The sequence below is a fragment of the Burkholderia sp. KL41 genome (genome assembly GCF_057005415.2).
The window spans coordinates 2,229,593-2,249,833 of the sequence record NZ_CM174446.1; the positions used below are offsets into that span (position 1 = coordinate 2,229,593).

The window sequence follows — 20,241 nt, forward strand, 5'->3', positions numbered from 1 at the left end:
ATCGCATGAATCCCGTTTCGCTCGTCTGCATCGTCACCGGCGTGATGCTCAACGCCGTTGCGCAACTGCTGCTGAAGGCCGGCGTCAACGCCGTCGGGCACTTCGAGTTCAGCCGTGCGAACATCATCCCGGTCGGGCTGAAGATCGCCACCCAGCTGCCGATCATCGGCGGCCTCGGCTGCTACGTGCTCAGCGTCGTGGTCTGGATCCTCGGGCTGTCGCGGGTCGACGTGTCGATCGCGTACCCGATGCTGTCGCTCGGCTACGTCGTCAACGCGTTCGCGGCCTGGTACCTGTTCGGCGAGGTGCTGTCGGTCCAGCGGCTCGTCGGCATCGGCATCATCCTGATCGGCGTGCTGGTGCTCGCGCGAAGCTGAGCACGCTCCGCCGCGTTAAGCGTCCGCCTACAAAAAATCACGGTGCGTTTCCGCCAACCGGTGTTTAATGCCGGTTTCGGCCGGGATCGCCCGACCCTTTTATTACACGCCATTACAGGCCAAAGCGTACATGAGCCAGACTACCGCTCCGTTTCTGCCGTTCACCCGCCCCGAGATCGATGAGGAAACCATCCAGGGCGTCGTCGAAGTGCTGCGTTCGGGCTGGATCACCACCGGCCCGCAAAGCCAGAAATTCGAAGCGGCGCTGTCCGAATACTGCGGCGGCCGTCCGGTCCGCGCGTTCAACTCGGGCACCTGCACGCTCGAGATCGGCCTGCGCATCGCGGGCGTCGGCCCCGGCGATGAGGTGATCACGACGCCGGCGTCGTGGGTCTCGACCAGCAACGTGATCCTCGAGACGGGCGCGACGCCCGTGTTCGCCGACATCGATCCCGTCACGCGCAACATCGACCTCGACAAGCTCGAGCAGGCGATCACGCCGCGCACGAAGGCGATCATCCCCGTGTTCCTGTCCGGCCTGCCGGTCGACATGGACCGCCTGTACGCGATCGCGCGCGCGCACAAGCTGCGCGTGATCGAGGACGCCGCGCAGGCGTTCGGCTCGACGTGGAACGGCAAGCGCATCGGCGCGATCGGCGACATCGTGTCGTTCAGCTTCCACGCGAACAAGAACCTCACGACGATCGAAGGCGGCGCGCTCGTGCTGAACAACGAGGAAGAAGCGACGCTCGCGCAGAAGTACCGGCTGCAGGGCATCACGCGCACGGGCTTCGACGGGATGGACTGCGACGTGCTCGGCGGCAAGTACAACCTGACCGACGTCGCCGCGCGCGTCGGCCTGGGCCAGCTGCCGCACCTCGAACGCTTCACCGCCCGGCGCCGCGCGCTCGCCCGTGCGTATTTCGACGCGTTCGACGGCAGCGCGGCCGTGAAGCTCGGCGTCGGCCTGCCGGTCGCCGAATTCGAGAACGGCAACTGGCACATGTTCCTGATCACGCTGCCGCTCGAGCGGCTGACGATCACCCGCGCCGAGTTCATGGCGCAGATGAAGGAACGCGGCATCGGCACGGGCATCCACTACCCGGCGATCCATCTTTTCACGCTGTACCGTGCGCGCGGCTTCAAGGAGGGCATGTTCCCCCACGCCGAACGGTACGGCGCGTCGACCGTCACGCTGCCGCTCTTCACGCAGATGACGGAAGGCGATGTGCGTCGCGTGGTCGACGCCATCAACCAGATTTGCGAACAATACGGAAATTAAGCGTACATGAGTCACCTTGAAGCACGCGCCGGGCATCCGGGCGCCGGGCACCTGGACGCAGGCCGTCCCGAAGTATCGGTCATCATCCCCGTGTACAACGAGGAAGACGGCCTCGCCGCGCTGTTCGCGCGGCTGTATCCGGCGCTCGACGCACTCGACACGTCATACGAAGTGATCCTGATCAACGACGGCAGCCGCGACCGCTCGGCCGCGATGCTCGCCGATCAGTTCCACGTACGTCCCGACACGACGCGCATCGTGCTGCTCAACGGCAACTACGGCCAGCACATGGCGATCCTCGCCGGCTTCGCGCAATCGCGCGGCGAGATCGTCATCACGCTCGACGCCGACCTGCAGAACCCGCCCGAGGAAATCGGCAAGCTGATCGCGAAGATGCGCGAGGGCTACGACTACGTCGGCTCGATCCGCAAGCAGCGCCAGGACAGCCTGTGGCGGCGCAAGGCGTCGCAGATGATGAACCGGCTGCGCGAGCGCATCACGCGCATCAAGATGACCGACCAGGGCTGCATGCTGCGCGCGTACAGCCGTCGCATCATCGATACGATCAACGTGTGCGGCGAAGTCAACACGTTCATCCCCGCGCTCGCCTATACGTTCGCGCAGAAGCCGACCGAGATCGAGGTCGCGCACGAGGAGCGCTTTGCCGGCGAATCGAAGTACTCGCTGTACAGCCTGATCCGGCTGAACTTCGACCTCGTGACGGGCTTCTCGGTCGTGCCGCTGCAGTGGCTGTCGTTCATCGGCGTGATCCTGTCGCTCGGCTCCGCCGCGCTGTTCGTGCTGCTGCTCGTGCGACGCTTCATCGTCGGCGCGGAAGTGCAAGGCGTGTTCACGCTGTTCGCGATCACGTTCTTCCTGCTCGGCGTGATCATCTTCGCGCTCGGCCTGCTCGGCGAGTACGTCGGCCGCATCTACCAGCAGGTGCGCGCGCGGCCGCGCTACCTGATCCAGGCCGTGCTCGAGCAGCACGACGGCGTGCCGCCGGTGCCGGCCGGCACGAACCGCACGGGAGCCGGGCAATGAAACCGCGCGCAGTCGTCTTCGCGTATCACAACGTCGGCGTGCGCTGCCTGCAGGTGCTGCTCGCGCGCGGCGTCGACGTCGCACTCGTCGTCACGCACGAGGACAACCCGAACGAGAACATCTGGTTCGGCAGCGTCGCATCGGTCGCCGCCGAGCACGGGATCCCGGTCGTCACGCCGGCCGATCCCGCCGATCCGGCGCTTCGCCGCGCGGTGTCCGACGCACGGCCCGATTTCATCTTCTCGTTCTACTACCGTCACATGCTGCCGGTGGACCTGCTCGCGATCGCGCCGCGCGGCGCGTACAACATGCACGGTTCGCTGCTGCCGAAATACCGGGGTCGGGTACCGACCAACTGGGCCGTGCTGAACGGCGAGACCGAAACCGGCGCGACGCTGCACGAGATGGCCGCGAAGCCCGACGCGGGCGCGATCATCGCCCAGACCGCGGTGCCGATCCTGCCGGACGACACGGCCGCGCAGGTGTTCGACAAGGTCACGGTGGCCGCCGAGCAGACGCTCTGGCGTGTACTGCCCGCGCTGCTCGCGGGCGAGGCACCGCACCTGCCGAACGACCTCGCGACCGGCAGCTACTACGGCGGGCGCAAGCCCGAAGACGGCCGCGTCGACTGGTCGAAGCCGGCCGCGCAGGTCTACAACCTGGTGCGCGCGGTCGCGCCCCCGTATCCGGGCGCGTTCACGGACGTCGACGGCACGCGTTTCGTGGTCGCGCGCGCGCGCCTCGCGGCGCCCGGCAGCGCGGCAGCGGCCGCCGCGGCAGATTTGCCGCCCGGCCTGCACGTAAGCGATAATGCGCTATTCGGCGTCTGCGGCGACAGCCGCGCCCTATCCATTCTCGAGCTGTGGCAGCAGCGCGACGGCAGCGAAACCGTCGTGACGCCCGCGGAATTCGCGCAGTTCATTCATTCTTCCCGTCATTCATGAAAGCAAAAAAAGTCCTGATCCTGGGTGTGAACGGCTTCATCGGCCATCACCTGTCGAAGCGCATTCTTGAAACCACCGATTGGGAAGTGTTCGGCATGGACATGCAGACCGATCGGCTTGGCGACCTCGTCAACCACGAGCGGATGCATTTCTTCGAAGGCGACATCACGATCAACAAGGAGTGGGTCGAGTATCACGTGAAGAAGTGCGACGTGATCCTGCCGCTCGTCGCGATCGCGACGCCCGCCACCTACGTCCAGCAGCCGCTGCGCGTGTTCGAACTCGACTTCGAGGCGAACCTGCCGATCGTGCGTTCGGCCGTCAAGTACGGCAAGCACCTCGTGTTCCCGTCGACCTCCGAGGTCTACGGCATGTGCTCGGACGAGCAGTTCGACCCGGATGCATCGGCCCTCACCTACGGCCCGATCAACAAGCCGCGCTGGATCTACGCGTGCTCGAAGCAGCTGATGGACCGCGTGATCTGGGGCTACGGGATGGAAGGCCTGAACTTCACGCTGTTCCGCCCGTTCAACTGGATCGGCCCGGGCCTCGACTCGATCTACACGCCGAAGGAAGGCAGCTCGCGCGTCGTCACGCAGTTCCTCGGCCACATCGTGCGCGGCGAGAACATCAGCCTCGTCGACGGCGGCTCGCAGAAGCGCGCGTTCACCGACATCGGCGACGGCATCAGCGCGCTGATGAAGATCATCGAGAACAAGGACGGCGTCGCGTCGGGCAAGATCTACAACATCGGGAATCCGAAGAACAACTTCTCGGTTCGCGAACTCGCGCACAAGATGCTCGAACTGGCGGCGGAATTCCCCGAATATGCCGATTCGGCCAAGCAGGTGAAGCTCGTCGAGACGACGTCCGGCGCGTACTACGGCAACGGCTACCAGGACGTGCAGAACCGCGTGCCGAAGATCGACAACACGATGCAGGAGCTCGGCTGGGCACCGCAGGCGACGTTCGACGACGCGCTGCGCAACATCTTCGAAGCGTATCGCGGCCACGTCGCCGACGCGCGCGCGCTCGTCGAGCAGCAAGGCTGAGCGGGACGTTCGCTTGGCTCGCATCGTCCTCAAGATCGACGTCGACACGCTGCGCGGCACGCGCGAAGGCGTGCCGAACCTCGCGCGCATCTTCGACCGCTTCAGTGCGCGCGCGACCTTCCTCTTCAGCCTCGGGCCCGATCACACGGGCTGGGCGCTGCGGCGCGTGTTCCGCCCCGGCTTCCTGAAGAAGGTGTCGCGCACGTCGGTGGTCGAACACTACGGCGTGAAGCAGCTGATGTACGGCGTGCTGCTGCCGGGCCCCGACATCGGCCGCCGCGCGATCGCCGACATGCGCGCGATTCACGAGGCCGGCTTCGAATGCGGGATCCACACGTGGGATCACGTGTACTGGCAGGACAACGTCCGTGCGCGCGATCGCGACTGGACCGCGCGTGAAATGCAGAAGAGTCACGCGCGCTTCATCGAGATCTTCGGCGCGCCGCCCGTCACGCACGGCGCGGCCGGCTGGCAGATGAACGATTCCGCGTTCGAGCAGATCGACGCATGGGGGATGCGCTACGCATCCGACGGCCGCGGCCATTCGCCGTACCTGCCCGTCGTCGACGGCCGCACGCTGTCGCACGTGCAGATGCCGACCACGCTGCCGACGCTCGACGAAGTGCTCGGCATCGACGGCGTCGACACGCACAACGTCGCCGCGCACATCCTCAAGTTCACCGAAACCAATCCGCACGACCAGGTGTTCACGCTGCATGCGGAACTGGAAGGCCAGAAGCTCGCGCCCGTGTTCGAGCAACTGCTCGCCGGCTGGCGCGCGCAAGGCCACACGTTTGCGACGATGGGCGACTACCACGCGACGCTGGACCGCGACTCGTTGCCATCGTACCCTGTCACGTGGGGCGAAATTCCCGGCCGCTCCGGCGAACTGATCGTCCAGCCCGACTGAGTTCGCGCGCGCCGGCGTCGCCCGCGCCGCCCATGCGGCGCGCTGCCGCGACGCCCCGCCGAACCGCGCCGCCGCAGCGGCGCCTTTCCATAACAACAGGAGAAACACGTGTCCGTCGAAGTTGACCGTCAAGTTCCCGATTTCACCGCACCGGCCACGGGCGGCGACATTTCGCTGTCCGACCTGAAGGGCAAGAAACTCGTGCTGTACTTCTATCCGAAGGACAACACGCCGGGCTGCACGACCGAAGGGCTGCAGTTCCGCGATCTCTATCCGAAGTTCAAGAAAGCCGGTGCGGAAGTCATCGGCGTGTCGCGCGACAGCCTGCGCTCGCATGACAATTTCAAGGCAAAGCTCGAACTGCCGTTCCCGCTGATTTCCGATGCCGACGAAGCGCTGTGCGCGCTGTTCGATGTCATCAAGATGAAGAAAATGTATGGGAAGGAAGTGCGCGGAATCGAGCGCTCGACGTTCCTGATCGACGCCGACGGCGTGCTTCGCCAGGCATGGCGCGGCATCAAGGTACCGGGTCATGTGGACGACGTGCTAAGTGCTGTACAAGCGCTTTGAGGCGCGTTATATTGGGCCGCAATGAATGCCAGTTCGCCCCATATTTCTCGTAGCTGCGCCGGTGCTCGATGCGATGCTTTCCGGCACTTGACGCGCATCACGACCGTATCAGCCGAGCCGCATGTCCCTGTCGACGGGGCAGCGGCTTTTTTTATGGATTGCGCGCCGGCCCTCGGTCCGGCCCTCACCCCGTCAAGGAGCTGATCGACACTTAGGCGAACCGGCTAGACGAACTTCCTGTGCGCCACCGCGCGCAAACTGCATGCGTCTACGTCACGCAGGATGCGATCAGCGGCGCACGCCATGCGACACGATTCCTCCCGAGGGACACCATGCCTTTGCCTACTCCCCCCAGCAAGCTCGGCAGCCTGCTGCCGCCCGACGAATACAAGGTGAAAGCGCGGCCCGCGAAAGCCGCGAAGAAATCCGCCGAAGGGGACGCATCCACAGCCGGTGACTACGGTCCGGCGAGCGTGGCCCAACCGATGATCGAAGCCGCGAACACGGCCGCGCCGCTGCGCGCCGTCGCGTCTTCGGCGCAGGAAACCGCGAGCGCACCCGCACGCGGTCGCAAGACCAAACAGACGGCCGCACTGTTGCAGCCGATGCCGGCACCCGCCGAACCCGCGGCGCCGGTCGTCGCGCGCAACGACAAGCCGGCCGCCGGCAAACCGGCCGCGGCTCCCGCGCGCGACACGGGCGCCGCGACGAAATCGCGCAACCGCAAGCTCGCCGAAGCCGAACAGCAGAAACTGTTCGTGCTCGACACCAACGTGCTGATGCACGACCCGAGCAGCCTCTTCCGCTTCGAGGAACACGACGTCTATCTGCCGATGATGACGCTCGAGGAACTCGACAATCACAAGAAGGGGATGTCCGAAGTCGCACGCAACGCACGCCAGGTCAGCCGCACGCTCGACGCGCTGGTCGCCGACGCGGGCCCGATCACGGCCGGCATTCCGCTGTCGCGCCTCGGCAGCCGCGAGGCGGTCGGCCGCCTGTACTTCCAGACGAAGCTCACCGATATCGCGCCCGTCGAAGGCTTGCCCGAAGGCAAGGCCGACAACCAGATCCTCGGCGTCGTGCGCGCGCTGCAGCGCGACCGGCCGGACCGCCAGGTCGTGCTGGTGTCGAAAGACATCAACATGCGGATCAAGGCGCATGCGCTCGGCCTGCCCGCTGAAGACTACTTCAACGACCAGGTGCTCGAGGACTCGGATCTCCTGTACAACGGCGTGCGCGAACTGCCGCAGGACTTCTGGACCAAGCACGCGAAGGGCATGGAGAGCTGGCAGGACACGAAGACGGGCACCACGTACTACCGCGTGACGGGCCCGCTCGTCGCGTCGATGCTCGTCAACGAGTTCGTCTATCTCGAGCCGCAGAACGGCGAGCCGACGTTCCACGCGATCGTCCGCGAGCTGAACGGCAAGACGGCGCTGCTGCAGACGCTGCGCGACTACAGCCACCACAAGAACAACGTGTGGGGCATCACCGCGCGCAACCGCGAGCAGAACTTCGCGCTGAACCTGCTGATGAACCCCGAGATCGACTTCGTCACGCTGCTCGGCCAGGCCGGCACCGGCAAGACGCTGGTCGCGCTCGCGGCCGGCCTCGCGCAGGTGCTCGACGACAAGCGCTACAACGAGATCATCGTGACGCGCGCGACCGTGCCCGTCGGCGAGGACATCGGTTTCCTGCCCGGCACCGAGGAAGAGAAGATGCAGCCGTGGATGGGCGCATTCGACGACAACCTCGAAGTGCTGCAGAAGACCGACGACGCTGCCGGCGAATGGGGCCGTGCCGCGACGCAGGAACTGATCCGTTCGCGCCTTAAGGTGAAGAGCATGAACTTCATGCGCGGCCGCACGTTCGTCGACAAGTACCTGATCATCGACGAAGCGCAGAACCTGACGCCGAAACAGATGAAGACGCTCGTCACGCGCGCGGGCCCCGGCACGAAGATCGTGTGCCTCGGCAACATCGCGCAGATCGACACGCCTTACCTGACCGAAGGCAGCTCGGGCCTGACCTACGTCGTCGACCGCTTCAAGGGCTGGGGCCACAGCGGCCACGTGACGCTCGCGCGCGGCGAACGCTCGCGACTCGCCGACTACGCGTCGGACATCCTGTAACGCGACAGGCCGGCCCGTCGGCCGGCTCTCGACGCATCGCGGCGCTCCGTTTCCGGAGCGCCGTTTTTATTTTTGGGGTCTGAAACGTTGGTCATGCATCGTTACGCAACAGCCGCACTTACGCGCGAAACTTCAAGTAAATTCTCAGGAACGGTTGCTTAAGCCCCGCCGGAACGTCTACCATCGGGTCTGTCTGTTGTCATACGATTCGCGAGCGTCCCGCGCTCGCCCGCCTTGCCATGCTTCGAATCTGGGTTCCCGTTGCTGTCGTTTCACTGCTTGCGGCCTGCTCCAGCGTGCCGCCGCAGTCGGCATCGCGCCCCGCGTCGGGCATGAAGATCACGACGCCGCGCGCATTCCCCGCCCCCGCCAATTTCCCGAAGTTCGTCGATCACAGCGTCGGCCAGGAAGAAATTTCGATCCAGGCGATGAGCCTCGTCGGCGTTCCGTATCGCTGGGGCGGCAATACGCCGACGAGCGGCTTCGACTGCAGCGGGCTCGTGCGCTACGTGATCGGCCGTGCAGCCGACGTGAACCTGCCGCGCACGACCGCCGACATGAGCGGCCGCGGCGTGTCGGTCGAGCCCGACCAGATCGCGCCGGGCGACCTGATCTTCTTCAACACGACCGGACGGCCGCATTCGCACGTCGGCATCTACGTCGGCAAGCTGCGCTTCGTCAACGCACCGTCGACGGGCGGCACCGTGCGGCTCGACTACCTGACGAACCCATACTGGGCCAAGCGTTTCGACGGCATTCGCCGCGTCGCGCCGCCGCGCGGGGCACCTACGCCGTTCGATGCGCCGACCTACGAGGCGAAGCGCGACGAGCCGCGCAGCGCGCCGGTCGTTGCGCCCGCCCCTGTCGTCGTGACCGCCTCCGCGCCGCGGCAACCGGCCTATACGCCGCAGTCGCAAGCCGCCGCGACCCGGGCGCCTGCCCCGGTCATGCCGGCCGCGCAGGCCGTGTCGACCGCCGCGGTCGCGCCCGCAGCCGCGTCGGCCGACCCGTATGAACCTCCGCCGCCGCGCATGCAGACGGCTCAGCAGCAGGCAACGTCCGTGAACGACGACACCGGCACAGCCGCCGCCTTGACCGCGAATGCAGCGCCAGCCGGTCCGGCCGAAGTCGGCACCCAGATTCCGACGAAGGCACTGACGGCCGCCCAGGCTGCCGCCTTCGATGCGGAGCCGCCACCCGCCGTCGCGGCGACGTCACCGCGCGGCACCGAACCAGCCCCCGTGCAGGTATTGCGCGCGTCGACGCAATCGGCCCCCGTCAGCCCGCGTACCGCCACCGCAGACGATCCGATTGCCCGGTTCGCGAACGGAAGTTACTAGCCCGCTTCGCCTTCGCCTGCGAGCACGCGCGACTACAAACCCCGTCATTCGCCGCACATTTCCGCTGCCCCAAAAGGAAAATGCGCCGCAGCCTTTCGGCTTGCGGCGCACTTCATGTCCGTTCGACAGTGCTGGCGATCAGAAGATCTGATGGCCGAGCCACCATCCGCCGGCCGCGAACAGCGCGGCTGCGGGCAGCGTCAGCACCCACGCCCACACGATGTTGCCGGCGACACCCCAGCGCACGGCCGACAGCTTCTGTGTCGCACCGACACCGACGATCGCGCCGGTGATCGTATGCGTGGTCGATACGGGAATGCCGAGGAACGACGCGATGAACAGCGTGATCGCCCCGCCGCTTTCCGCGCAGAAACCGCCGACCGGCTTGAGCTTCGTGATCTTCTGGCCCATCGTGCGCACGATGCGCCAGCCGCCGAACAGCGTGCCGAGGCCCATCGACAGGTAACACGCGCCGATCACCCACGCGGGCGGCGCATCGGCGGTGGCCGATGCGTAGCCGCTCGCGATCAGCAGCATCCAGATGATGCCGATCGTCTTCTGTGCGTCGTTGCCGCCGTGGCCGAGGCTGTACAAGCCGGCAGACAGCAGCTGCAGCCGGCGGAAGCGCCGGTCGACCTTGCTGGGCGCGGTACGGAAGTACAGCCACGACACGCCGAGCATGAACAGCGAACCGAGGATGAAACCGAGCAGCGGCGAAATGAAGATGAACGCAACCGTCTTCAGCAGCCCGTCGATGTTCAGCGAGCCCCAGCCCGACTTCGCGAGCGCGGCGCCGACGAGGCCGCCGATCAGTGCGTGCGACGAGCTCGACGGAATCCCGTAGTACCAGGTGATCACGTTCCAGCCGATCGCACCGACCAGCGCGCCGAATATGACGTAGTGGTCGACGATCTCGGGGTCGATCGTGCCTTTGCCGACGGTCTGCGCGACTTTAAGGTGGAAGATGAAATACGCGATCACGTTGAACGCGGCCGCGAACACGACGGCCTGCTGGGGCTTCAGCACCCCGGTCGACACGACGGTGGCGATCGAGTTCGCCGCGTCGTGAAAGCCGTTCATGAAGTCGAATACGAGCGCGACGAGAACGAGCGTCGCGACCATCCAGAGGGCGAGTTGTATCGAATGCATCGTGGTCCGCTCAGGCGTTTTCCAGCACGATGCCTTCGATGATGTTCGCGACGTCCTCGCACTTGTCGGTGATCTCTTCGAGCAGCTCGTAGATCGCCTTCAGCTTGATGAGCGTCTTCACGTCGTCTTCCTCGCGGAACAGCTTCGACATCGCCGCGCGCAGCACGCGATCGGCCTCCGATTCCCAGCGGTCGATCTCCTCGCACTGCTTGAGGATCTGCGCGGACTGCTTCATGTCGGACAGCAACCCGACCGCCTGCTGCACGTGCTGGGCGGACTGCGTGACGATGTGCGCGAGCTGGCTCGCCTCGGACGTGACGGACTGCACGTCGTACAGCGACACGGCGGTCGCGACGTCTTCCATCAGGTCGAGGATGTCGTCCATCGTCGTGATCAGCTTGTGGATCTCGTCGCGATCGAGCGGCGTGATGAAAGTCTTGTGCAGCAGATCGATCGCCTCGTGCGTGAGCTTGTCAGCGGCCTTCTCGGCAATTTGCACGTTTTGCTTGTGAATCTCGGCGTCGGCGAGATTGTCGATCAGCAGTTCGAGCTCGCGGCCACCGGAAACGATGTGCTTCGCGTGCGCGTTGAAGAGTTCAAAGAACTTGCCCTCGGTGGGCATGAATCGACCGAACATGGGATTCCTGAGAGATTGTCAAACTACTGTCACGAAAACGGGCGACATTGTACCGTTTTCGGTCGCGCCGCGACGCGCGCACATGCGCGCACCGGGATTGGATACAACGTTTGGCGATTTAGGGCTTTACAACCGGCGCTACTCGCCGTAGAAAGTCTGCGCTCCCGCAAAATTGTCGAACTTCGTGTATTGCCCCAGGAACGTGAGCCGAACGGGGCCGATCGGGCCGTTACGCTGCTTGCCGATGATGATTTCGGCCGTGCCCTTGTCGGGGCTGTCCGGGTTGTAAACTTCGTCGCGGTAAATGAACAGGATCACGTCCGCATCCTGTTCGATTGCGCCCGATTCGCGCAAATCGGACATCACCGGACGCTTGTTCGGGCGCTGTTCGAGGCCGCGGTTCAACTGCGACAGCGCGATCACCGGCACGTCGAGTTCCTTCGCGAGACTCTTCAGCGACCGCGAGATTTCCGAGATTTCGGTCGCGCGGTTCTCGCCCTGCGACGAACCCGACATCAGCTGCAGGTAGTCGACGATGATCAGGCCGAGCTTGCCGCACTGGCGCGCCAGACGCCGCGCGCGTGAGCGCAATTCCATCGGGTTCAGGCCGCCCGTCTCGTCGATGAAGAGCTGCGCCTCGCTCATCTTCTGCACCGCGTGCGTCAGCTTCGGCCAATCCTCGTCCGTCAGGCGGCCGGTACGCATCCGGTGCTGGTCGAGCCGGCCGATCGAGCCGAGCATACGCATCACGAGCTGGGTGCCCGGCATTTCCATCGAGAACACCGCGACCGGCAGCCCGTACTCGACCGCGACGTATTCGCCGATGTTCATCGAAAAGGCCGTTTTCCCCATCGACGGTCGTCCCGCGACGATGATCAGTTCGCCGCCGTGCATCCCGGAGGTCATCCGGTCGAGGTCGACGAAGCCCGTCGGCGTGCCCGTGACGTCGCTCGGGTTCGCGGTGTGGTACAGCGTATCGATGCGCTCGACGACCTGCGTGAGCAGCGGGCCGATCTCGAGGAAGCCCTGGTTGCCGCGTGCGCCCTCTTCGGCGATCGAGAACACCTTCGATTCGGCCTCGTCGAGCAGCTGGCGGACTTCCTTCCCCTGCGGGTTGAACGCATCGGCCGAGATTTCGTCGGCAACCGACACGAGCCGGCGCAGCACCGCACGGTCGCGCACGATTTCCGCATAACGGCGGATGTTCGCGGCGCTCGGCGTGTTCTGCGCGAGGGCGTTCAGGTACGCGAGGCCGCCGACGTCGTCGGCCTTGCCGGACGTGGTCAGCGCTTCATACACGGTCACGACGTCGGCCGGGCGCGTCGACGCGATCAGCCGGCCGATGTGCTCGTAGATGATCCGGTGATCGTAGCGATAGAAATCGCCCTGAGACAGGAAGTCGGCAATCCGGTCCCATGCCGCGTTGTCGAGCAACAGGCCGCCGAGCACCGACTGTTCGGCTTCGACCGAATGCGGCGGGACTTTCAGCGATTCGATTTGGGGATCTTGCGGCGCGTTCATGGGTTGGGATTATCGCGAATAGATCGCAGCAGCGCTACCGCTCCGGCGATCGGGCAATAAAAAAGGCAGGCCCCGGTTGCCCGGGCGCCTGCCCTTGTCCGGACGACGGAAGCCGCCCGGAAAGCTTGCATACGCTTACGCGTGGTCGCCGATCACGTTGATCGTGACGTCGACGACGACGTCCGTGTGCAGCGCGACCTGGACGTTGTGCTCGCCGATCATCTTCAGCGGGCCTTCCGGCATGCGAACTTGCAGCTTCTCGACTTCGAAACCTGCCTTCTTCAGCAGTTCCGCGACGTCGCCGTTCGTGACCGAGCCGAACAGACGGCCGTCAACGCCCGACTTCTGCGTGATTTCGAACGACTGGCCGTTCAGCTTCTCGCCGACTGCCTGCGATGCTGCCAGCTTTTCAGCGGCGATCTTTTCGAGTTCAGCGCGGCGCACTTCGAATTCGGCGATCGCTTCCTTCGTTGCACGGCGAGCCTTGCGGTTCGGGATCAGGAAGTTGCGAGCGTAACCGTCCTTGACCTTGACGATGTCGCCGAGGTTGCCCAGATTGGCGACTTTTTCCAACAGAATGATTTGCATTCGAATTCTCCTTATGGCGTCGCCGAGTTACGCCTTGTGCTGATCGGTGTACGGCAGCAGCGCGAGGAAACGCGCACGCTTGATTGCCGTGTCGAGCTGACGCTGATAGTGCGCCTTCGTACCCGTCAGACGCGCCGGCGTGATCTTGCCGTTTTCGCCGATGAAGTCCTTCAGCGTTTCCGTGTCCTTGTAGTCGATCTGCTCGACGCCTGCGGCCGTGAAACGGCAGAACTTCTTGCGCTTGAAGAGCGGGTTTTGTTGCTGACGACGCTTGTCGAATTTCTTACCAGTCGGGCGGGGCATGATTTCAGTCCTTTCCAATGTCCTGCAATGCTGTGATGTGAAACACCAAGGTTCTCGCGTTGCGGCTTTTCTTTGCCAGGAAGCCCGTGAACAGCGTTTCGACGCCCATTTCACGGCTTTCCAGCCTGCCGCTCGCCTCACCGGCCGCCACCGCCTCGATCGTCATTTCGACCTGACGGGGAATGCCTGCTTCGACGACTTCCGTGCGGTGATGCAATGTGGCGCTTGCGATCGGAACACCTGCCGGCGTATATCGCACCGGTGCGCGTTCGACGACGCTCGCCGTCAATTGCAACCTGTTCACGTGAGTGGCGCGCTCCTTGATGGCTTAATGAATGACGAACTTAAGCCTGCGCTTCGGTCGGCTGAGCTGCAGCCGCCTTCTTGGCTTCTTCGCGCTGAACTTCCTTCATCATCGGCGACGGGCCGGTTTCGGCCTTCTTCATCTTGACGATGAGGTGGCGCAGCACGGCGTCGTTGAACTTGAACGCGTGTTCGAGTTCGTCGAGCGTCGTCTGGTCGCACTCGATGTTCATGCAGACGTAGTGAGCCTTCGCGAGTTTCTCGATCATGTAGGCCAGTTGGCGACGGCCCCAGTCTTCGACACGGTGGATCTGACCGCCGTGCGACGTGATCGTGGTCTTGTAACGCTCGATCATCGCGGGCACTTGCTCGCTCTGATCGGGGTGCACGATGAATACGATTTCGTAATGACGCATTACACACTCCTTGTGGATTAAAGCCACCCGGGCGTCTGAACCGGTGCGGCAAGTGAGAAGCCGAAGATTCTAACCCGGATACGGGGCGCATGCAAGACCAATCGACGATCGGATTCGGCCATGTTTTCAACGACTTGAAGGGGCGAGACCGGGCGGCCGGGCCGTTCTTCGGCCTTTTCCCCGGTCAGGGTCGGAGCGCAAGCGTGCGGCGGGCCCGCAGCCAGCCGTCGCGACGTCACTCGCTGCGCGTGCCGGCCAGCCGCGCGTCGAGCGCGGTCCTGAACGCCGCAAGTGCCGACGGCTCGGCGTCGGTCACGGCCCACCACGTCATCCCGGCCGCATCCCAGCGGTCGAGCGCATAACCCTGCGACACGGTCGAGTACGGCGCCCCCGGCCCTTCCCCGGCCGGCCGCACATAGACGTCGATCACGTGCTGCCGGTAACGGTAGACCAGCACCGCGACACGGCGGCGCCCGACGTAGTCGAGCCGGCCGCCGACCAGCGCGAAGCCGTTCGCCGCGAGATCCTCGACCGGCGGCGCATAGTCGAGCCGGCCGTTGAACCACGGCTTGACCGTGTGCCGGTCGGTCGAGATCACGTCGATGTCGCGCGCCGACAGGTCGGCACGCACGTGGCTCGACACAAGTTCGTCGACCGTGCGGTCGGTGTCGGCGTGGCGGGCGGACACCACCATCCCGCCCGCCGCGGCAAGCGCCACCAGCAGCGCGACGCCCCAGCCGAGGCCGGGCAATGCCGCGACGCGCGGCCCGGTGCCGGCCGTGGCCGGGCGTGCCGCCCCGCCAAGCCCCGGCAGCCAGGACAACCCGTTACGCCCGCGCGGCCGCCGCTGCGGCTGCGATCGGGATCCGGATTGCGGCTCCGCCCGCGCCTGCTCGCGGGCAGGCACGTCGGCCGCGGCAGGCAGGCTCGCAAGAATGCTCGCCCGCAACGCATCCGGCGCACGGTGATAGTCGGCCTGACGCACGGCCTGCACCAGCGTGACGATCCGTTCGCGCTCCTGGCGACACACGTCGCACCCTTCGACATGCTGCTGGACCCGCAACGCGTCGGGCGCCGACAGCTCGCGGTCGACGTCCGCGTCCAGCAACGCTCGCGCTTCGTTACAGTCCATCGATAGCCTCCGATGCGGTTCCGCCTGCCGGCGTACGGCCCGGCCTGCCTTCGGCCGCCGGTGCCGGCGGGCCGCCCAGCAGCGCGGCGAGCTTGCGCCGGCCGCGTGCGAGCCGCGACATCACCGTGCCGACCGGCACGTCCGCGATCGCCGCGATCTCGCGGTAGCTCAGGTCCTCCATCTCGCGCAGCACCAGCACCTCGCGGTATTCGGGCGGCAGCTTCGCGAGCGCCGCGTTCACGAGCCGCACGTTCTCGCCGCGCAACAGGTGCGCGAGCGGGTCCTCGGTGGCGGGCTGCCAGTCGTCGGGCACGTCGGTATCGTCCAGCGTGTCGGGCAGCGCGACCTCGTGCGCATGCGTGCGGCGCCGCCACTCCGTGTACCAGGTGTGGCGCACGATCGTCAGCAGCCACGGCCGCGCGTTGTCGCCGCGACACGAATCGACGAAGCGCAGTGCGCGCATGCACGCGTCCTGGACGACGTCGTCCGCATCGCCGGCGTTACCGCTCAGCCAGCGTGCGAGGTTGTACGCGGCGTCGAGATGCGGCAGCACGAGCGCGCGAAACCGCTCGCCGCGCGCGACTGCGTCGTCTGCCACCCGTTCTTCGACCACCTGTCCGGCTTGCCCCACATGGCCTCCCTGGTCCCGGCGGCCGATGCCGCGCCCGTTCCGCGCACGGCGCCCGGACAGACCGGCAACGTGCGCGCTCGATGACCATACCGTTGCTGCGTCGAGTTTATTCCCGCGCCGGGCGCATGAAGCGTAAAAAAACGCCGGGCCGCCCGCCTCCCGTTACGGCGTGGTGCTCCAGTAACCGGGGCGCGCATACGCGGCGCGCAGGTAGTCGATGAAATAGCGCACGCGCGCCGGCACGTAGCGCTGCTGCGGATAGACCGCAAGGATGTCGTAATCGGGCAGCGCGTATTCGTCGAGCACGGTCTCGAGCTCGCCCGTCTCGAGCTGCGCGGCGATTTCCCAGGTGGAGCGCCAGCCAAGCCCGAGGCCTTCGGCCACCCAGCGGTGCAGCAGTTCGCCGTCGTTGCAGTCGAGGTTGCCGGCCACGCGCATCGTCGCGATCTTGCCGTGGCGCTGGAAATACCAGCCGCGGTTCTGCCCGCCCTGCAGGTTGAACGCCAGGCAGTTGTGCCTGAGCAGGTCGTCAAGCGACTTCGGCCGGCCGTGCCGGCGGAAATACTCGGGCGTGCCGCACACGACGCGCCGGTTCGACGCGAGCTTCACCGCGACGAAGTTCGGATCGACGGCACCGCCGATCCGGATCGACAGGTCGTAGCCCTCGCGCACGAGATCGACGACGCGGTCGGTCAGGTTGAACGACAGCTGCATCTCGGGCTTGTCGGCCAGAAAACCCGGCGCGTGCGGCGCGACATGCTTGCGCCCGAACGCGGCCGGCGCCGACACGATCAGGTGCCCGCTGACCGCGCGCCGCCCGGCGGCCAGTTCGTTCTCGGCCTGGTCCCATTCGGACAGCAGCCCGCGGCAGCGCTCGAGGAACGCCGCGCCCTCCTCGCTGACCACCAGCCGCCGCGTCGAGCGGTACATCAGCTTCACGCCGAGCCGCTTCTCGAGCGCGTCGATGCGCCGCCCGAGCACGACCGGCGACACGCCCTCCTCGAGCGCCGCCGCCGCGAGGCTGCCGGCATCGGCCACGCGCACGAACGTCTCGATCTGCTTGAAGCGATCCATCTCCCGTCTCCGTCTCTGTTCCGGCTCCGGCGGAAAGCCCCGCCCGGCCGTCATTCCATACTTTTAGTTTCGAAAAAAGCGACTTCGGCGGATCTTATCAAACCTTTCCTGCATCCCTAAAGTGTCCCCAACAGACCCATTCGCAAGATCCACCCCATTCAAGGAGACATTCATGGCCAAGATGAGAGCCGTCGACGCAGCTGTGCTCGTGCTCGAGAAGGAAGGCATCCAGACCGCGTTCGGCGTGCCGGGTGCGGCGATCAACCCGTTCTACTCGGCGATGCGCAAGTCCGGCGGCATCAGCCACGTGCTGGCCCGCCACGTCGAAGGCGCGTCGCACATGGCCGAAGGCTTCACGCGTGCGGCCCCGGGCAACATCGGCGTGTGCATCGGCACGTCGGGCCCGGCCGGCACCGACATGATCACCGGTCTCTACTCCGCATCCGCCGACTCGATCCCGATCCTCGCGATCACGGGCCAGGCACCGCGTGCCCGCCTGTACAAGGAAGACTTCCAGGCCGTCGACATCGAATCGATCGCGAAGCCCGTCACCAAGTGGGCCGTCACCGTGCGCGAACCGGCGCTGGTGCCGCGCGTGTTCCAGCAGGCATTCCACCTGATGCGCTCGGGCCGCCCGGGCCCGGTGCTGGTCGACCTGCCGATCGACGTGCAGCTCGCCGAAATCGAGTTCGACATCGACACCTATGAACCGCTGCCGGTCTACAAGCCCGCGGCCACCCGTGCGCAGATCGAGAAGGCGCTCGCAATGCTCAACGACGCGGACAAGCCGCTGATCGTGTCGGGCGGCGGCGTGCTCAACGCGGCGGCGGAAGACCTGCTCGTCCAGTTCGCCGAAACGATCGGCGTGCCGGTGATCCCGACGCTGATGTCGTGGGGCGCGATTCCGGACGATCACCCGCTGATGGCCGGCATGGTCGGCCTGCAGACGTCGCATCGCTACGGCAACGCGACGCTGCTCGCATCGGACTTCGTGCTCGGCATCGGCAACCGCTGGGCGAACCGTCACACGGGCAGCGTCGAGGTCTATACGAAGGGCCGCAAGTTCGTGCACGTCGACATCGAGCCGACGCAGATCGGCCGCGTGTTCGGCCCGGATCTCGGCATCGTGTCGGACGCCAGGGCCGCGCTGGAACTGTTCGTCGCGGTCGCGCAGGAATGGAAGGCCGCCGGCAAGCTGAAGGATCGCAGCGCATGGGTTGCCGACTGCCAGGCACGCAAGCGCACGCTGCAGCGCAAGACACACTTCGACAACGTGCCGGTCAAGCCGCAGCGCGTGTACGAAGAGATGAACAAGGTGTTCGGCCGCGACACCTGCTACGTCAGCACGATCGGCCTGTCGCAGATCGCCGCCGCGCAGTTCCTGCACGTGTTCAAGGCACGCAACTGGATCAACTGCGGCCAGGCGGGCCCGCTCGGCTGGACGATCCCCGCCGCGCTCGGCGTGCGCGCCGCCGACCCGAGCCGCCCGATCGTCGCGCTGTCCGGCGACTACGACTTCCAGTTCATGATCGAGGAACTCGCAGCCGGCGCGCAATTCAAGCTGCCGTACGTGCACGTCGTCGTGAACAACTCGTACCTCGGCCTGATCCGCCAGGCGCAGCGTGCGTTCGACATGGACTACTGCGTGCAGCTCGCGTTCGACAACGTGAATGCGCCGGAACTGAACGGCTATGGCGTCGACCACGTGGCCGTCGCGGAGGGCCTCGGCTGCAAGGCGCTGCGCGTGTTCAAGCCGGAAGAGATCGAGCCGGCGCTGCGCCAGGCGCAAACGCTCGCGGAAGAATTCAGCGTGCCGGTGGTCGTCGAAGTGATCCTCGAGCGCGTGACGAACATCTCGATGGGTACCGAAATCGACGCGATCAACGAATTCGAGGATCTCGCCGAAAAGGCCGAGCACGCACCGACCGCGATCTCGATGCTCGACTGAACCGCTCGACATTTTTGACTGACCGACCGAAGAGGCTTAGCTCATGCCGAAGTTTGCTGCAAACCTGACCATGCTGTTCAACGAAGTGCCGTTCCTCGACCGCTTCAAGGCGGCCGCCGATGCGGGCTTCGACGCCGTCGAGTTCCTGTTCCCGTACCCGTACGCGAAAGAGGAACTCGCCGAACGACTCGAGACGCATCGCCTGCGCCTCGTGCTGCACAACCTGCCCGCCGGCAACTGGGATCAGGGCGAGCGCGGCATCGCGTGCCTGCCCGATCGCGTCGGCGAGTTCCAGGAAGGTGTCGGCCGCGCGATCGAGTATGCGAAGGCGCTGAAGGTGCCGCAGCTGAACTGCCTCGTCGGGATTCCGTCGGCGAGCACGGCGCGCGACAAGACGTTCGTCACGATCGTCGACAACCTGCGCTTTGCCGCCGACGCGCTGAAGCGCGAAGGCATCCGCCTGCTCGTCGAGCCGTGCAACAGCTTCGACATCCCGGGTTTCGCGCTGAACCGCTCGTCGGAAGGGCTCGACGTGATCCGCGCGGTCGGCTCGGACAACCTGTTCCTGCAGTACGACATCTATCACATGCAGCGCATGGAAGGCGAACTGGCCGCGACGATCGAACGCAACCTCGCGTCGATCGGCCACGTCCAGCTCGCGGACAACCCGGGCCGCAACGAGCCGGGCACGGGCGAGATCAACTACGCATTCCTGTTCGCGCTGCTCGACCGGCTCGGCTATGCCGGCTACGTCGGCTGCGAATACAAGCCCCGCACCACCACGACGGAAGGCCTCGGCTGGCTGCAAAGCGTCGCCGGCTGCGCACCGGGCTCGGCGCGTCGCGCCGCCTGAGATCCGCCCTTTCCGCATACGCCCCTATAGGA

The 20,241-nt window shown here is 65.7% G+C and carries 21 protein-coding genes and 1 pseudogene; 11 read left to right on the forward strand and 11 right to left on the reverse strand.

What is annotated here, in order from left to right; all coding sequences use genetic code 11:
* The first annotated feature begins 5 nt into the window (after positions 1–5).
* From PQB87_RS10390 to PQB87_RS10420, 7 genes are all read left to right on the forward strand, one after another.
* Positions 6–377, forward strand: coding sequence for an EamA family transporter (locus PQB87_RS10390; RefSeq protein ID WP_027787200.1), 372 nt, complete (start codon positions 6–8; stop codon positions 375–377).
* Positions 378–507: 130 nt separating this feature from the next.
* Positions 508–1,659, forward strand: a complete 1,152-nt coding sequence (locus PQB87_RS10395; RefSeq protein ID WP_153488434.1) for a DegT/DnrJ/EryC1/StrS family aminotransferase — start codon at positions 508–510, stop codon at positions 1,657–1,659.
* 6 nt (positions 1,660–1,665) lie between these two features.
* Positions 1,666–2,703, forward strand: a complete 1,038-nt coding sequence (locus PQB87_RS10400) for a glycosyltransferase (protein WP_027787198.1) — start codon at positions 1,666–1,668, stop codon at positions 2,701–2,703.
* A complete protein-coding gene (locus tag PQB87_RS10405) occupies positions 2,700–3,647 on the forward strand; it encodes a formyltransferase (protein WP_489241644.1) in 948 nt (315 codons plus the stop codon). Before PQB87_RS10400 ends, PQB87_RS10405 begins: the two co-directional genes overlap by 4 nt.
* The gene (locus PQB87_RS10410; protein WP_006482864.1) at positions 3,644–4,699 is read left to right on the forward strand and encodes a bifunctional UDP-4-keto-pentose/UDP-xylose synthase; all 1,056 of its coding nucleotides are present in this window, start codon (positions 3,644–3,646) and stop codon (positions 4,697–4,699) included. Before PQB87_RS10405 ends, PQB87_RS10410 begins: the two co-directional genes overlap by 4 nt.
* Before the next feature lie 13 nt (positions 4,700–4,712).
* A complete protein-coding gene (locus PQB87_RS10415) occupies positions 4,713–5,609 on the forward strand; it encodes a polysaccharide deacetylase family protein (protein WP_021156515.1) in 897 nt (298 codons plus the stop codon).
* Between the two features lie 108 nt (positions 5,610–5,717).
* Positions 5,718–6,179 (forward strand): peroxiredoxin, encoded by a 462-nt coding sequence (locus PQB87_RS10420; RefSeq protein WP_006756046.1) that lies wholly within the window; start codon positions 5,718–5,720, stop codon positions 6,177–6,179.
* Between the two features lie 192 nt (positions 6,180–6,371).
* Here PQB87_RS10420 and PQB87_RS10425 read toward each other — a convergent pair.
* Positions 6,372–6,616, reverse strand: a pseudogene (locus PQB87_RS10425) (hypothetical protein); the annotation flags it as partial.
* Between PQB87_RS10425 and PQB87_RS10430 the strand changes: the two are divergent.
* Positions 6,512–8,314 carry a PhoH family protein gene (locus PQB87_RS10430; RefSeq protein WP_060067655.1) on the forward strand — a complete coding sequence of 601 codons (1,803 nt, stop codon included), beginning with the start codon at positions 6,512–6,514 and terminating at the stop codon, positions 8,312–8,314. The pseudogene PQB87_RS10425 and the gene PQB87_RS10430 overlap by 105 nt on opposite strands.
* Positions 8,315–8,553: 239 nt before the next feature.
* Positions 8,554–9,654, forward strand: a complete 1,101-nt coding sequence (locus PQB87_RS10435) for an NlpC/P60 family protein (protein WP_233344621.1) — start codon at positions 8,554–8,556, stop codon at positions 9,652–9,654.
* A gap of 138 nt (positions 9,655–9,792) precedes the next feature.
* On the opposite strand, the gene PQB87_RS10440 is transcribed toward PQB87_RS10435, so the two are convergent.
* From PQB87_RS10440 to PQB87_RS10485, 10 genes are all read right to left on the reverse strand, one after another.
* On the reverse strand, positions 9,793–10,803 hold the full coding sequence (locus tag PQB87_RS10440) for an inorganic phosphate transporter (protein WP_021156518.1): 1,011 nt from the start codon (positions 10,801–10,803) through the stop codon (positions 9,793–9,795).
* A gap of 10 nt (positions 10,804–10,813) precedes the next feature.
* Positions 10,814–11,440, reverse strand: coding sequence for a DUF47 domain-containing protein (locus PQB87_RS10445; protein WP_006478627.1), 627 nt, complete (start codon positions 11,438–11,440; stop codon positions 10,814–10,816).
* A gap of 138 nt (positions 11,441–11,578) precedes the next feature.
* Positions 11,579–12,961, reverse strand: a complete 1,383-nt coding sequence (locus tag PQB87_RS10450) for a replicative DNA helicase (RefSeq protein WP_006486249.1) — start codon at positions 12,959–12,961, stop codon at positions 11,579–11,581.
* A gap of 135 nt (positions 12,962–13,096) precedes the next feature.
* Entirely contained in the window at positions 13,097–13,549 is a 453-nt protein-coding gene (rplI, locus tag PQB87_RS10455; RefSeq protein WP_021156519.1) for a 50S ribosomal protein L9, read from the reverse strand.
* Between the two features lie 27 nt (positions 13,550–13,576).
* Positions 13,577–13,852, reverse strand: coding sequence for a 30S ribosomal protein S18 (gene rpsR, locus PQB87_RS10460; RefSeq protein ID WP_006486248.1), 276 nt, complete (start codon positions 13,850–13,852; stop codon positions 13,577–13,579).
* Between the two features lie 4 nt (positions 13,853–13,856).
* Positions 13,857–14,156: a primosomal replication protein N gene (priB, locus tag PQB87_RS10465; RefSeq protein WP_011657069.1), complete on the reverse strand. Its 300-nt coding sequence runs from the start codon at positions 14,154–14,156 to the stop codon at positions 13,857–13,859.
* 40 nt (positions 14,157–14,196) lie between these two features.
* Positions 14,197–14,571 (reverse strand): 30S ribosomal protein S6, encoded by a 375-nt coding sequence (gene rpsF / locus PQB87_RS10470; protein ID WP_006402295.1) that lies wholly within the window; start codon positions 14,569–14,571, stop codon positions 14,197–14,199.
* A 235-nt stretch (positions 14,572–14,806) separates the two neighbouring features.
* Positions 14,807–15,703, reverse strand: coding sequence for an anti-sigma factor family protein (locus PQB87_RS10475; protein WP_059687390.1), 897 nt, complete (start codon positions 15,701–15,703; stop codon positions 14,807–14,809).
* Positions 15,693–16,334: an RNA polymerase sigma factor gene (locus PQB87_RS10480; RefSeq protein ID WP_489241652.1), complete on the reverse strand. Its 642-nt coding sequence runs from the start codon at positions 16,332–16,334 to the stop codon at positions 15,693–15,695. The genes PQB87_RS10475 and PQB87_RS10480 overlap by 11 nt, the downstream gene beginning before the upstream one ends.
* A 162-nt stretch (positions 16,335–16,496) precedes the next feature.
* Positions 16,497–17,408, reverse strand: coding sequence for a substrate binding domain-containing protein (locus tag PQB87_RS10485; RefSeq protein WP_021162120.1), 912 nt, complete (start codon positions 17,406–17,408; stop codon positions 16,497–16,499).
* Between the two features lie 172 nt (positions 17,409–17,580).
* On the opposite strand from PQB87_RS10485, the gene gcl reads away from it, so the two are divergent.
* Both gcl and hyi read left to right on the forward strand, forming a co-directional pair.
* Positions 17,581–19,356 carry a glyoxylate carboligase gene (gcl, locus tag PQB87_RS10490; RefSeq protein ID WP_027787189.1) on the forward strand — a complete coding sequence of 592 codons (1,776 nt, stop codon included), beginning with the start codon at positions 17,581–17,583 and terminating at the stop codon, positions 19,354–19,356.
* 43 nt (positions 19,357–19,399) lie between these two features.
* Entirely contained in the window at positions 19,400–20,209 is an 810-nt protein-coding gene (gene hyi, locus PQB87_RS10495) for a hydroxypyruvate isomerase (RefSeq protein WP_011657073.1), read from the forward strand.
* The last annotated feature ends 32 nt before the right edge of the window (positions 20,210–20,241 follow it).

Coding starts and splice junctions, on each gene's coding strand:
- PQB87_RS10390 (WP_027787200.1), top strand. CDS start 6: ATGAATCCCGTTTCGCTCGTCTGCATCGTCACCGGCGTGATGCTCAAC.
- PQB87_RS10395 (WP_153488434.1), top strand. CDS start 508: ATGAGCCAGACTACCGCTCCGTTTCTGCCGTTCACCCGCCCCGAGATC.
- PQB87_RS10400 (WP_027787198.1), top strand. CDS start 1,666: ATGAGTCACCTTGAAGCACGCGCCGGGCATCCGGGCGCCGGGCACCTG.
- PQB87_RS10405 (WP_489241644.1), top strand. CDS start 2,700: ATGAAACCGCGCGCAGTCGTCTTCGCGTATCACAACGTCGGCGTGCGC.
- PQB87_RS10410 (WP_006482864.1), top strand. CDS start 3,644: ATGAAAGCAAAAAAAGTCCTGATCCTGGGTGTGAACGGCTTCATCGGC.
- PQB87_RS10430 (WP_060067655.1), top strand. CDS start 6,512: ATGCCTTTGCCTACTCCCCCCAGCAAGCTCGGCAGCCTGCTGCCGCCC.
- PQB87_RS10435 (WP_233344621.1), top strand. CDS start 8,554: ATGCTTCGAATCTGGGTTCCCGTTGCTGTCGTTTCACTGCTTGCGGCC.
- PQB87_RS10440 (WP_021156518.1), bottom strand. CDS start 10,803: ATGCATTCGATACAACTCGCCCTCTGGATGGTCGCGACGCTCGTTCTC.
- PQB87_RS10445 (WP_006478627.1), bottom strand. CDS start 11,440: ATGTTCGGTCGATTCATGCCCACCGAGGGCAAGTTCTTTGAACTCTTC.
- PQB87_RS10450 (WP_006486249.1), bottom strand. CDS start 12,961: ATGAACGCGCCGCAAGATCCCCAAATCGAATCGCTGAAAGTCCCGCCG.
- rplI (WP_021156519.1), bottom strand. CDS start 13,549: ATGCAAATCATTCTGTTGGAAAAAGTCGCCAATCTGGGCAACCTCGGC.
- rpsR (WP_006486248.1), bottom strand. CDS start 13,852: ATGCCCCGCCCGACTGGTAAGAAATTCGACAAGCGTCGTCAGCAACAA.
- rpsF (WP_006402295.1), bottom strand. CDS start 14,571: ATGCGTCATTACGAAATCGTATTCATCGTGCACCCCGATCAGAGCGAG.
- PQB87_RS10475 (WP_059687390.1), bottom strand. CDS start 15,703: ATGGACTGTAACGAAGCGCGAGCGTTGCTGGACGCGGACGTCGACCGC.
- PQB87_RS10485 (WP_021162120.1), bottom strand. CDS start 17,408: ATGGATCGCTTCAAGCAGATCGAGACGTTCGTGCGCGTGGCCGATGCC.
- gcl (WP_027787189.1), top strand. CDS start 17,581: ATGGCCAAGATGAGAGCCGTCGACGCAGCTGTGCTCGTGCTCGAGAAG.
- hyi (WP_011657073.1), top strand. CDS start 19,400: ATGCCGAAGTTTGCTGCAAACCTGACCATGCTGTTCAACGAAGTGCCG.